Origin of the sequence: Sphingopyxis sp. L1A2A (assembly GCF_005502465.1) — a bacterium.
In the GTDB taxonomy this organism is placed as follows: domain Bacteria; phylum Pseudomonadota; class Alphaproteobacteria; order Sphingomonadales; family Sphingomonadaceae; genus Sphingopyxis.
Window position 1 is genome coordinate 20,429 of sequence record NZ_SCOT01000011.1, and the last position, 12,452, is coordinate 32,880.

General features: G+C 65.0%; 12 protein-coding genes. 8 read left to right on the plus strand and 4 right to left on the minus strand.

Going from position 1 to position 12,452, the window contains the following annotated elements; translation table 11 throughout:
• Nucleotides 1–15: 15 nt before the first annotated feature.
• From FFS68_RS08815 to FFS68_RS08825, 3 genes are read right to left on the minus strand one after another with little or no spacing between them, the layout of a single operon-like run.
• A complete protein-coding gene (locus tag FFS68_RS08815) occupies nt 16–801 on the minus strand; it encodes an SDR family oxidoreductase (protein ID WP_137752824.1) in 786 nt (261 codons plus the stop codon).
• 57 nt (nt 802–858) lie between these two features.
• On the minus strand, nt 859–1,893 hold the full coding sequence (locus FFS68_RS08820; protein ID WP_137752825.1) for a metallophosphoesterase: 1,035 nt from the start codon (nt 1,891–1,893) through the stop codon (nt 859–861).
• An 11-nt stretch (nt 1,894–1,904) separates the two neighbouring features.
• Complete coding sequence (locus tag FFS68_RS08825; RefSeq protein WP_249340094.1) at nt 1,905–4,085, minus strand: TonB-dependent receptor; 2,181 nt, start codon at nt 4,083–4,085, stop codon at nt 1,905–1,907.
• Between the two features lie 170 nt (nt 4,086–4,255).
• On the opposite strand from FFS68_RS08825, the gene FFS68_RS08830 reads away from it, so the two are divergent.
• Nucleotides 4,256–4,870 (plus strand): TetR/AcrR family transcriptional regulator, encoded by a 615-nt coding sequence (locus tag FFS68_RS08830; protein ID WP_137752826.1) that lies wholly within the window; start codon nt 4,256–4,258, stop codon nt 4,868–4,870.
• A 29-nt stretch (nt 4,871–4,899) separates the two neighbouring features.
• On the opposite strand, the gene FFS68_RS08835 is transcribed toward FFS68_RS08830, so the two are convergent.
• Nucleotides 4,900–5,664, minus strand: a complete 765-nt coding sequence (locus tag FFS68_RS08835) for an SDR family oxidoreductase (RefSeq protein ID WP_212742333.1) — start codon at nt 5,662–5,664, stop codon at nt 4,900–4,902.
• 151 nt (nt 5,665–5,815) lie between these two features.
• Between FFS68_RS08835 and FFS68_RS08840 the strand changes: the two genes are divergently transcribed.
• Genes FFS68_RS08840 through FFS68_RS08870 form a run of 7 tightly spaced genes read left to right on the plus strand, consistent with a single transcriptional unit; the run spans nt 5,816 to nt 12,441 of the window.
• A complete protein-coding gene (locus tag FFS68_RS08840) occupies nt 5,816–6,691 on the plus strand; it encodes a CoA-transferase (RefSeq protein WP_137752827.1) in 876 nt (291 codons plus the stop codon).
• A 13-nt stretch (nt 6,692–6,704) separates the two neighbouring features.
• On the plus strand, nt 6,705–7,505 hold the full coding sequence (locus FFS68_RS08845; RefSeq protein ID WP_137752828.1) for a ketoacid CoA transferase: 801 nt from the start codon (nt 6,705–6,707) through the stop codon (nt 7,503–7,505).
• Nucleotides 7,506–7,508: 3 nt separating this feature from the next.
• On the plus strand, nt 7,509–8,432 hold the full coding sequence (locus tag FFS68_RS08850; protein ID WP_137752829.1) for an enoyl-CoA hydratase: 924 nt from the start codon (nt 7,509–7,511) through the stop codon (nt 8,430–8,432).
• Nucleotides 8,432–9,511, plus strand: a complete 1,080-nt coding sequence (locus FFS68_RS08855; protein ID WP_137752830.1) for a nitronate monooxygenase — start codon at nt 8,432–8,434, stop codon at nt 9,509–9,511. Before FFS68_RS08850 ends, FFS68_RS08855 begins: the two co-directional genes overlap by 1 nt.
• Nucleotides 9,512–9,514: 3 nt before the next feature.
• The gene (locus FFS68_RS08860) at nt 9,515–10,270 is read left to right on the plus strand and encodes an enoyl-CoA hydratase family protein (RefSeq protein ID WP_137752831.1); all 756 of its coding nucleotides are present in this window, start codon (nt 9,515–9,517) and stop codon (nt 10,268–10,270) included.
• Nucleotides 10,270–11,421 (plus strand): acyl-CoA dehydrogenase family protein, encoded by a 1,152-nt coding sequence (locus FFS68_RS08865; RefSeq protein ID WP_137752832.1) that lies wholly within the window; start codon nt 10,270–10,272, stop codon nt 11,419–11,421. The genes FFS68_RS08860 and FFS68_RS08865 overlap by 1 nt, the downstream gene beginning before the upstream one ends.
• A gap of 6 nt (nt 11,422–11,427) precedes the next feature.
• Complete coding sequence (locus FFS68_RS08870; protein WP_137752833.1) at nt 11,428–12,441, plus strand: acyl-CoA dehydrogenase family protein; 1,014 nt, start codon at nt 11,428–11,430, stop codon at nt 12,439–12,441.
• Nucleotides 12,442–12,452 lie beyond the last annotated feature (11 nt).

Sequence of the window (12,452 nt, forward strand, 5' to 3'; positions counted from 1 at the left end):
GATACCTTTCTGCGCTCAGCCGCGCTGCGACGAGATGTTGCCGCCGTCGACGACGAGTTCGGCGGCGGTGATGTAGCTCGCCTCATTCGAGAGCAGGAAGCGCACGACGCGTCCGATCTCCTCCGCCGCACCGATGCGTTCGAGCAGGATACGCTTTTCGAAAAAGCCCTTGGGCAAATTGTCGACCGCGGGCTTCATCATCGGCGTCATGATCTGGCCGGGCGACACCGAATTGATCCGGATCTTGTCGCGCGCCAATCGATCGGCGAGCGAGCGGACGAGCGAGAGCATCCCGCCCTTGGCCGCGCTGTAGATCGGGTTCATCGCGTTGCCGAGCGTCGCATTGATCGAGGTGATCGCGACCACCGCCGAACCCGGATTGGCGGCAAAATCGCCATGGAGCTGCTGCGTCAGCAGCGCGAGCGGACGCAGATGCGTGTTGATCCCCGCCGCCCAGCTTTCCGGCGTGATTCCTTCCAGCGAGGCGGTGTCGACGATGCCCGCGGCGTGGACTAGCCCGCCCAGCGCGCCCAGTGCATCGCGGCTGGCGGCGATCGCGACCGGATAGGCTTCCAGATCGGTCAGATCGACCCCGATGCCGATGGCCTTGACGCCGAACTTCCGTGTGATCTCCGCCGCCTCGGTCTCTGCCTTGCCGACGTTGATGTCCCAGAGCGCGACCGCCCGGCCAACTGCCGCCAGCGCGTGCGCCGAGGCGAGCCCGATCCCCGACGCCCCCCCGGTGACGATGGCGACAGTCCCGGGCGAACCAAGCGCGGGCGAAAGATCCGTGAAGTTCATGGTAAAAACACTCTCCATATGCGGGCCATTTTCAAGTCCCGGGTGCCCGTGCCCGCGTCAACGAGCCTTGACCGGTGGCGGCCCCTGTTTCCCGAAAAAGCCTTCGAGTTTCAAATTGCTGACACGCGGCGCGCCGCCGGCGACCGAAATCCACATGACGTGATCGACCACCGCGGGATCGTCGATCGCGCCGCCGGGCATGCCGCCTGTCGTACCGAGCTGGATATAGTCGTGCCCCCCGCGCGTCTCATGGGCATATTTGTGGTAGTGCCCCGCGAGCACGCTATGCGGCCGCCCCTTCAACAGCCCCTCGATCTCGCGGAATGCAGGCGAATCCACCTTCCAGGCAGGGCGATGCATCAAAACGAAGGTCCAGCGGGCTTTCGGGTTCCTCGCCAGCGCCTCGCGCACCATCTTTACCTGATCCGCGCTGACCGCGACATCCTCCGAACCCCGAATCTTGCCCGCCAGCTCGGCCAGCTTCGGCTCACTTGCAAACAGCGCCTCGGCTTTCGCGGGATCGCCCTGGAGCGCCTCGAACACCGCCTTCATCGCCTCGCCGCCATATTGCTGGAACAGCTGCATCCGCGCGATCCTGGGCTGGGGCGGATCCTCGGTATTGAGGATGAGGAACAGCGCGCGTTTGTAAGTGAAGCTGTAATAATCGGCGCCCAGACGCTTGCGCCATTCGATGCGTTGCACCTCGTTGGCCAGGTCGTGATTGCCCGGCACATAGAAGAAGGGGACGCTGAGCCGGTCGATCGCGGCGCCCACCTCGTCCCATTCGGTGCCCAGCTGCGCCCGATCCTCGCTATTGCCCTCGATCAGGTCACCGATGTTGATGACAAAATCGGGGCGCAGCGCCTCGACCTTGTCCATCGCATCCTCGAACACCCCGGGGCGATGCTTGCCGGTGCGGTCGCCGATGACGACGAAGCGGAACTCATCGGCGCCGCCCGCAAAGTCCTTTTGCGTGCGGGCGACGTCGGGCGTGCCGGCGCGAAAATCCTTCGCCCCCTGCCCGGCGCCGATGGCGACGCCGGACAACGACAGGGCGAGCACGCCGCCGAGCAGCAAGGCTGCATATCGCATCGCAAATTCCCTTAGAATTCGATGCTCAGATCGACGCCATAGGTACGCGGTTCGCCAAACAGCGCGCCGGGGCGGCCGATATTGAACTGCGTGACATAATATTCCTGGTCGGTGAGATTGCGGCCCCACAGACCGACGCGCAGGCCGTCCACGCCCGGAATATCGGCCAGCGTCAGCCGCGCGTTGAGCAGGCCATAGTCGCCGACGATGAATTTGCCGCTCGAGATGCTCGAACTGACGAACTTGTCGCTCTGCATCGTGTAATTGACGTTGGCCGAGAATGTACCGGCCGGCGTCGGCGGCAGATCATAGTTGAGATCCAGCGCAACCGTGTGTTTTGGCGCGTTGGAGAAGCGGAAATTGGCCGAGATGTCGTTGCCCGTGGCGTCGACGATCTCGTCATATTGTGCGTCAAGATAGCCGTAGTTGATCGTGAAGCGTAGCGCGCGAACGGGCGCGAGCGTCAGGTCGGCCTCAATGCCCTTCACCGTCGCCTTGCCCGCGTTGAGCACGTCGGTGATCCGGACATTGGTCGGATCGGACTGCACGTTGATCTGGATGTCCTTATACTTCGACTGGAACGCCGCAACGTTGAAGCGCAGCTTGTTGTCGAGGAACTGGCTTTTCATGCCGAGCTCGTAGGACCAGAGCGTTTCCGAATCGAAGCCCTGGTTGAAGCGAGCGATCGAGCTGGCGCGGGTGTTGTACCCGCCGGACTTATAGCCCTTCACCACCTTGCCATAGACATTCACATTTTCGGCGACGTCATAAGCCAGAATGACGCTGGGGCTGAAATCCTTGAACTTGCGGCTCCCGTCGCCCACCCCGGGCACGGGCACGATTGGGCCATTATTGACCTGCGTCTGACGCGCGAGCGTCGCTTCGCGCTTATCCCAGCTCTGCCGCGCACCGACCGTCAGGTGAAGGCGCCGGTCGAGCCATTCCGGGGAGTAAGTCGCCTGCCCGAACACGGCCCAGGACTCGTTTTCGATCGTGGTGGTCGTGAAGCTGCGCGTCCGCGTCGGCGGGCTGAAGCTGTTGCTGAAATTGTTGCCCTCTTCGGAGAACCAATAGCCGCCGACGACATATTCGAGCTGGCGGTCCAGCGCATCGCCGACAAATTGCAGCTCTTGGCTCCACTGATCCTGCGTGGCGCGGCTGCTGTTCTTTTGAAGCGGTGTCGGGCCGAGCACGCCGGTCAGATAATCCTGATTCTGGAAGTTATCGAGTTTGCGATACCCCGTGATCGAACGGATGGTGAGCGAGTCCGCCGCATTCCACTCGCCGATCAGGCTGTGCCCCTGCGAGGTCACGTCGTTGGCGAGCAGATCGAGGACCAGCGGACTGCCAGCGGTCGGGCGCCGAACAGTCAGCGGATGCAGCGGCGAGAAGGCGACGAAGATCGGAGTGTCCTGAATCTCTGAACGGTCATAGCTGTAGCGCAGGCTGACCGTGTCGGCGGGTTGCCACAGCACATCGGCGCGTATCGCCTGGCGATCCTTGTCGCCCCAGCGCTTCACGCCGGTGCCGGGGTTCTTCACGAAGCCGTCCTGCTGGATGTTCGCATAGGAAAAGCGCGCCGCAAGCGTGCTGCCGATCGGCACATTGACCGCGGCCTTGAGGCGGCGATTGTCGTAGTTGCCGAGCGTCACCTGCCCTTTGAAGCCGAAATCGCCGAGCTTGGGCTTCTTGGTGATGAAGTTGATCGCGCCGCCGGTAGCGTTGCGGCCATAAAGCGTGCCCTGCGGGCCGCGCAGCACCTCGACGCGCTCGAGTTCGGCGACTTCGAGCGCCTGTCCCTGACTGCGCGCGACATAAACGCCGTCCATATAGACCGCAACGCCCCCGTCCTGCGTGATCTGGTCGTCACTGAGGCCGACACCGCGCATGAAGATCTGGGTCGTCGCGGCGCTGTTGGGGTGCGGCGTGAGCTGAAGGTTGGGGACGTTGGCGCGCAGATCGGTAAGTCCGCTGATCCCTCTGGTCTCCAGATCGGCAGCGGTGAAGGCGGCGATCGAGATCGGCGTGTCCTGAAGCGATTCCTCACGCTTCTGTGCGGTGACGACGATTTCACCAAGGCCCGACGCCTCGTCGGCTGCCGTTTCGGCATTCTGCGCCCATGCGGGATGCGCCGCGGTCATCGCGAGCGTGCAAAGCAGCAGGCGGGCCTGCGCCCCGGAAACCTTATTCATCGTAATCCCCTCCATCGAACATTCGGGCGCATGATCGCCTCGCTTCACGATTCTACCTTCGTGTAGGTAGATTTCTACCGTCATGAAGGTAGATTGCAAGCAGGATTTGATTGCGCCAAAAGGAAGCGCGCCTCGCGGGCGCCGATATGAAAGGTTTTTGAGCATTGAGCATGAAGCCCATCAGGCACGCGCGCGGCGAGGCGACGCGTCAGGCGATCCTTGAGGCGGCCGAGACGGTTTTTGCCGAGGTCGGCTTCACCACGGCACGGCTTGAAGACGTCGCTGCCGCCGTCGGCATCCGCCGTCCGTCGATCGTCTATTATTTCTCCAACAAGCAGGAGCTTTATGACGCGGTGGAGGAGGACATCTTCGCCTCGATGCACCAGGCTGCACTCGCCCACATTGCACGCCACCACCAGCCGATCGACAAGTTGCTCGCGCTCCTCGACGGGTGGCTCGACTTCCTCGTCGCACGGCCGACCGCGGCGCGGATCATTCAGCGCCTCGTCGCCGACGTTTCACCCCGCCGCGGCGACCCTACGCAATTTTCGAACGTCCTGCTGCGCGATGTCGAGATCGTCGTAAACGAAGGCATCGCGGTCGGCGACTTTCGCCCGTTGCCGCCGATGCACGTCGTCAACGCGGTAGGATCAAGCTCGCTGTTTTATGTCTGCAACAGCAAGCAGCTCGGCTCCAACCGCAGCTATGACGCCGCAGACCCCGGTGAACTCGAAAGCTTCCGCGAATTGCTCCATTTGCTGACCCGCGCGGCCGTCGCCCCGTAGCAGCCTGGCTAGCGGTCGCCAGCCACGCCTCAATCTGTTTGAGCGAGGCTGAGGAAGATGGGCCGCTCGCCGCCGCCGTGCAAGGCGATCTTCGCGCCGCTGACATAGGCGGCATCGCCCGACGCCAAAAAGCTGACGACCCCGGCGATGTCTGGCCCGCGCGCCATCCGGCCGAGCGGGAGCATCGCGTCGATGCGTTTCATCCCCGCCTCGCCGCCATAATGATCGGCCGCGGCATCGGTGGCGACCAGCCCGACGATGATCGCGTTCACCCGCACCTTCGGCCCCCACTCCATCGCCAGCGATTCGGTGAGGCTGAGCAGCCCAGCCTTGGCCGCGCCATAGACCGCGGTACCGGGCGAAGGCCGCGCGCCCGAAACGCTGGCGATATTGACGATGCTGCCCCCGTCCTCCTGCGCCTGCATGATACGGTTGGCCGCCTGCGCGACATAGAGCGGAGCGAGCAGGTTGAGCGCGACGACACGTTCGGAAAAGCGCGGCGAAGCCGAAGCGGCATCGGCTTCGGGTGAGCCCCCAGCGTTGTTCACAGCGAGGTCGAGCCGACCGTGGCGTTCAAAAATGCGGTCGATCATCGCGTTGACCTCGTCCGCCGAACGGACGTCGCATGCCTCGAACTCCGCCGCCGCGTCATGGTGGCGCGGCATATCCTCAGGGGCATTGCGGCCGCAGATCATAACGCGCATGCCGTCTTCCAACAAACGTTCGGCGATTGCGCGGCCGATGCCGCGACTACCGCCGGTCACGAGCGCCACGCGCTGTTTTTCGTCCGCCATAACCATCTCCATTTCTCGTCCGCCTCTCTCTGATCGGGCGGCGGGAAAGTCTCTCTCCATATGGTGGTATCGGCCGAACGACCAGCGCGCCTATCCATCTTGCAACATCGCGGGCGCCCTCGTGCCCGGCGCCTGTGGGCTGGAGAGTGGATTGAACAAGCAATTGACCATCGAAGAGTTCGTCGCCTCGCTGAAGAGCGGGATGACGATCGGAATCGGCGGCTGGGGCCCGCGGCGCAAACCGATGGCGCTGGTCCGCGCGATCCTGCGTTCGGACCTCACCGACCTGACGATCGTCGCCTATGGAGGCCCCGAGGTCGGCATGCTCTGCGCGGCGGGCAAGGTGAAGAAGCTGATCTTCGGTTTCGTCTCGATGGATGCGATCCCGCTCGAACCTTATTTCCGTAAAAGCCGCGAGGCCGGGGCGCTCGACGTCCTCGAACTCGACGAAGGCATGCTCCAATGGGGTTTGAAGGCCGCGGCGTTCCGCCTGCCCTTCCTCCCCACCCATGTCGGGCTCGGCACCGACGTGATGACGCATGGCGGCTTCAAGACCGTGCAGTCGCCCTATGACGATGGCGAAGTGCTGCTGGCGATGCCCGCGCTCAAGCTCGACGCCGCGCTGCTCCACGTCCACCGCGCCGACCGGCTCGGCAATATCCAGGCGCTCGGCCCCGATACCTATTATGACGAATGGTTCGCGCGCGCCGCCGACCAGACGTTCGTCTCGGCCGAGGAAGTCGTCGAGCGGATGGACCACAGCTATCCCGAAGACGCCCGCGCCAATATCGTCGAGCGCTGCTTTATTCACGGCGTGATTGCAGCGCCGCTCGGCGCGCATCCGACCTCGATGCCGCCCGCCTATGGCTGGGACATGAAGCACCTCAAATCCTACGCCGACAGCGCGCGCGAGGATGGCGGCTGGGACCGCTACCTCGCCGAGACGATCGGCGCTGACGAGGCGGGTTATTTCGATCGCGTCGGCGGCAAGGACGCCGTTACCGCCCTCCCCCTTCCCATTTTCTGAGGCGGCCGACACCATGACCACCGCACCCGAATTCACCCTTTGCGAACAGCTCATCGTCGCCGCGTCCGAAGCGTGGCGCGGTAATGGCGAACTCGTCGCGACCGGCATCGGCCCCGCGCCGCGCCTCGCCGCCGGCCTTGCCAAGCTGACGCACACCCCCCAACTGATGATGACCGACGGCGAGGCGTATCTGGTCGAGGACCCGGTGCCGCTCGGCCCGCGCGGTTACGACGACCTTAAGGCCGCTGGCCACCTCCCCTTCTCGCGCTTTTTCGACGCCGCGGTGTGGTCGGGCAAACGCCACGCGATGGTGACGCCCAGCCAGATCGACCGCTTCGGGCAGACGAACATCTCCTATCTCGGCGGCACCTACGACCGGCCAAAGGTCCAAATGCTCGGCGCGCGCGGCTTTCCGGGCAACAGCATCTGCCACATCAATTCGATGTTCATCCCCCAGCACTCGAAGCGCGTCTTCGTCGAGGGCGAGGTCGATATGGTGTCGAGCGTCGGCTATAATCCCGCGCGGCGGACCCCCGGCGCCAACTTCAGCCGCGTCGACCTGCGGCTGATCGTCACCGATCTCTGCGTCATGGACTTCGGCGGCACCGACAATGCGATCCGTGTCGTCATGCTCCACCCCGGCGTGACCTTCGAGCAAGTGCAGGAGGCCACCGGCTTCGCGCTCGAAGCCGCAACCGAGATTAGGGATACCCCCGCGCCGACCGCCGAACAGCTCGCGATCATCGCGCGCCTCGACCCGCACGGTCTTCGCGCGGTCGTGCTCAAGGACAATCCCGCGGGCAAGAGGAGCTGAGCCATGACCGATCAGAATGACGGGCTGATCCCGCCGGTCGACGAAACCCCGGTTTACGAGACCGACACGCCGGTCCTCTACGAGGCGGCTGACGGCATTGCGTGGGTGACGCTGAACCGCCCGCAATATCACAATGTCCAGAACAGCCAGATGACCTACGCGCTCGACGACGCGTTCTTCCGCGCGGTCGACGACGATGCGGTCAAGGTCATCGTGCTGAAATCGGATGCCAAGCATTTCAGCGCCGGTCACGATATCGGTACACCCGGACGCGACTTTCATTCGCCCGTCAAGCGCCGGCTGATGTGGTACGATCATTCGACCAAGGCGGGCGCCGAAAAGGCCTATGCCCGCGAGCACGAGCAATATCTGGGCATGTGCAAAAGGTGGCGGGATATTCCCAAGCCGACCATCGCGCAGGTCCACGGCGGCTGCATCGCCGGCGGGCTGATGCTCGCCTGGGTATGCGACCTGATCATCGCCTCGGACGACGCCTTCTTCCAGGACCCGGTGCTGCAGATGGGTTTCCCGGGCCTCGAATATTTTGCGCATTGCCATGAACTCAATGTCCGGCTGGCGAAGGAATTTCTGTTCCTCGGCGAGCGGATGAGCGCCGAGCGCGCGCGCGAAGCCGGGATGGTCAACCGCGTCGTGCCGCGCGCCGAGCTGGCAGGCGAGGTGAAGCGCGTCGCCGAGCGGATCGCGACGCAGCCGCGCCTAGCGCTGCAACTCGCGAAGCAGGCGTGCAACCATATGGAGACACTGGCGGGCAAGAATGCCGGAATCGATGCGGCGTTCGGCTATCATCACTTCGCCCACGCCAACAATAGCCTCGTCAAGGGCGACTATATCGCCGGGTTCGACGGCAAGAAGATGGCCGAAGCGAACAAGAAGGACGCCTCCCAGAAAGATCAAGGCGCGAGCTGATGGCCGACCCGCTCGCCACCCTGTTGACCGAACGACTCGGCTGCCGGTTACCGGTGATCCAGACCGCGATGGGCTGGATCGCGACGCCGGGGCTGGTGATCGCGTCGAGCGAGGCGGGCGCCTTCGGCTTTCTCGCGGGTGCGGTGATGCAGCCCGCAAAGCTCGAAACCGCGATCCTTGCGGTCAAGGCGGGCACGAACCAGCCCTTCGGCGTCAATTTCCACATGTTCCAGCCGGGTGCGGCGGAGATCGTCGAGATCATCCTGAAGCACCGCGATCAGGTGCGTGCGGTGAGCTTCGGGCGCGGTCCCGATGCGAAGATGATCGGTCGTTTCAAGGGCGCGGGCATCCTCTGCGTGCCGACCGTCGGTGCAGTGAAACACGCGCAGAAGATGGTGCAACTGGGAGTCGACATGGTGACGGTGCAGGGCGGCGAAGGCGGCGGGCATACCGGCTCGGTCGCCTCGACGATCCTGCTCCCGCAGGTGCTCGACAGCGTGACGGTGCCGGTGATCGCCGCGGGCGGTTTCGGCGACGGGCGCGGGCTCGCGGCGGCGCTAGCCTATGGCGCGGTCGGCATCGCGATGGGCACGCGTTTCCTGATGACGCGCGAAAGCCCGATCCCCGAGATCACCAAGGCGCGTTATGTCAGTGCGGGCACCGACGACATCCTCGTATCGACCAAGGTCGACGGCCTGCCCCAGCGGATGATCAAGAACGCGCTGCTCGACCGGATCGAGCGTTCGTCAGGCCTCGGCATCTGGCGCCGCGCGGTCGAGAGCGGGTTTGCGATGAAGCGCCAGACGGGCGCCTCGTTCGCCGAATTGTTCAGGGCCGCGAAGGGCATGACCAGTCACGGCGGGCTCACCCTGCCGCAGGCGATGATGGCCGCCTCCGCCCCGATGCTGATCCAGAAGGCGGTGGTCGAGGGCGACCCCGATCACGGGCTGATGGCGACCGGTCTCGTCGCCGGGCGGCTCGAAGACCTGCCAAGCTGCGCCGACCTCATCGCATCGATCGAGGCCGAGGCGCGCGCACGCCTCGCCGCCCTTTCCTCTTCTTCGCCAACAGGGGCCTGACCCATGCCGATCCATACCGAGATCAAGGACCGCATCGCCGAGATCGTCTTCGACGTCCCGCCGGTCAATGCGTTCGACAGCGAAACCTGGAACAGCCTGCCCGCGATCATCCGCGACGCCGGGCAGAACCCCGAGGTCAATGTCGTCCTCATCCGCGCCGCCGAAAGCGCGCGCGGTTTCTGCGGCGGCGTCGATATCAAGGAGATGCAGGCGCATCCCGAGCGCATCACCCTGCTCAACCGCGGCAATTACCTGACCTTCAAGGCGGTGCGCGACTGCGAGGTGCCCGTCGTCGTTGCGGTGCATAAATTCGTGATCGGCGGCGGCATCGGTATCTGCGGCGCGTCGGACACGATCATCGCCGCCGACGACGCCTATTTCTCGCTGCCCGAGGTCGATCGCGGCGCGATGGGCGGCGCCTCGCACCTCTCGCGCATGCTGCCGCTGCACAAGGTCCGCGCGGCCTTCTTCACCGGCGGCGACATCCCGGTCGCGGAAGCCTATCGGCTCGGCGCGGTCGAGAAGGTCGTGCCGCGCGAGGCGCTCGTCGAGGAAGCGCGGGCCTTCGCCAGCGTCATCGCGGGGAAGTCGCGCAAGGCGCTGGTGATCGCGAAGGAGGCGCTGAACGGCCTCGAAGCGCGCGACGTCGATCGCGGCTATCGCTGGGAGCAGGGCTTCACGCTCGAAATGTATATGCACGAAGACAGCCAGAAATCGCGCGACGCGTTCGTCGAGACGGGCAAGGCGGCCGAATTCTGATGGATCTCGCCTACACCCCCGAACAACAGGATTTCCGCGCCGAAGTGCGCGCGTGGATGGAAGCGAACGTCCCCAAGGAACCGCTCGTCACCTTGGAGCGCGAACACGGCTATCACCAGCATGTCGAATGGGAGCGGAGGCTCGCCAGCGGCAACTGGGGCATGGTGACCTGGCCCGAGGCCTATGGCGGGCGCGGGCTCGACCTGATCCAGTGGCTGATTTTCGAAGAGGAATATTACCGCACCGGCGCGCCGCTGCGCGTCAATCAGAACGGCATCTTCCTGCTCGGCCCCACGGTGATGGAGTTCGGCACCGACGAACAGAAGGCGCGCTTCCTGACCCCGATGGCGAAGGGCGAGGTGATCTGGGCGCAGGCATGGTCCGAGCCCAATGCCGGGTCGGACATGGCCGCGATCACATCGAAGGCGATCCGCGACGGCGACCACTATGTGATCTCGGGCCAGAAAACCTGGTCGAGCCGCGCGAGCTTTGCCGACTGGGGTTTCGGGCTGTTCCGCACCGACCCGGACTCGAAGCGCCACAAGGGCCTCAGCTTCATCCTGTTCGATTTGAACGCACCTGGCGTCACGCGCCGCCCGATCCGCCAGCTTCACGGCGATCCGGGTTTTGCCGAGCTGTTCTTCGACGAAGTGCGCGTGCCGGTCGAGAACCGCATCGCGGGCGAAGGCGAAGGCTGGAACGTCGCGATGGCGACCGCGGGCTTCGAGCGCGGGCTGATGCTGCGCTCGCCTGCGCGTTTTCAGGCGGCCGCCGCGCGGCTCGTGGCGCTCTTTCGCGAGCATGAAACCAAGGTCGCGCCCGCCGCGCGCGAACAGGTGATGCAGGCGTGGATGGACGCGCAAGCCTATGCCTACAACACCTATGCCGTTGCGTCGAAGATCATGGCAGGCGGACATATCGGCGCCGAGGCGAGCCTCAACAAGATCTTCTGGTCCGAACTCGACCGCGCCGCGCACCGCACCGCGATGCAGCTCCTCGGCGCCTCGGCCGAACTGCGTCACCTCGACGGCGGCGCGCTCAACATGTGGCTCGAAGGCTATATCTTCTCGCTCTCGGGCCCGATCTACGCCGGGTCGAACGAGATCCAGCGCAACATCATCGCCGAGCGGCTGCTCGGCCTGCCAAGGTAAGCGGCCATGGACTTCATAATCACCGAAGATCAGGCGACGCTCACGACAGGCGTGCGGGACTATCTGGCGGACGTCCACACACCCGAACTGCTGCGCGCGCTCGACACCAGCGACAGCCGCCGCTCGGCCGACGTCTGGCAGGGGCTCGTCGAAATGGGCCTGCCCGGCCTGCTCGTTCCCGAGGAACAGGGCGGGCTCGGCCTGTCGCTGCTCGATGCAGTGCTGATCGCCGCCGAACTCGGCCGCGCCGGGGTCGCCGAGCCGATTGCCGACACCGCGCTCGTCGCCGCGCCGCTGCTCGCGAAGGCAGACGGGCAGGACGCGCTCCTCACTGCGATTGCCGCGGGTGAAGCGAAGGTCGCGCTCCAGCATCCGGCCAATCCGTGGGTCGCCGACCTCGATGGCGCGAGCCACCTCTTGTCGGTCAACGACGGCGCGCTGCTGCTCGCCGACCATAGCGGCACGGCTAAATTGCTCGACAGCGTCGATCCGCTCCGCCGCCTCTATGCACCCGTCGCCCCATCGGGCACCGGGGTCGGCCCGGCCGACGCGCTGCTCGACCATGCCGCGCTGATCGCCGCCGCGCAGCTCGTCGGCCTTGCTGATGCGATGCTCGAACAGGCGACCGATTATGCGAAGAACCGCAGCCAGTTCGGCCAGCCGATCGGCAGCTTTCAGGCGGTCAAGCATCATCTCGCGACCGCGGTCGTAAAAATCGAATTCGCCAAGCCCGTAATCCAGCGCGCCGCCGTCGCGCTCGCCGAGGGGGCCGCCAGCGCCTCCGTCCATGTCAGCCACGCCAAGCTAGCCGCCGCCGACGCCGCCTGGGCGATGGGCGAGACCGCGATCCAGACGCACGGCGCAATGGGCTATACCTATGAAGTCGACCTGCATTTCTGGATGAAGCGCGCCTGGGCGCTCGCCGGCGCATGGGGCGACCGCGCCTTCCATCTTGGCCGCATCGACGCCGCCGTTATCAGCGGCGCGCTGCCGATCGGCCCCGGCCACAGCTTCGCATAAGGACAATCATC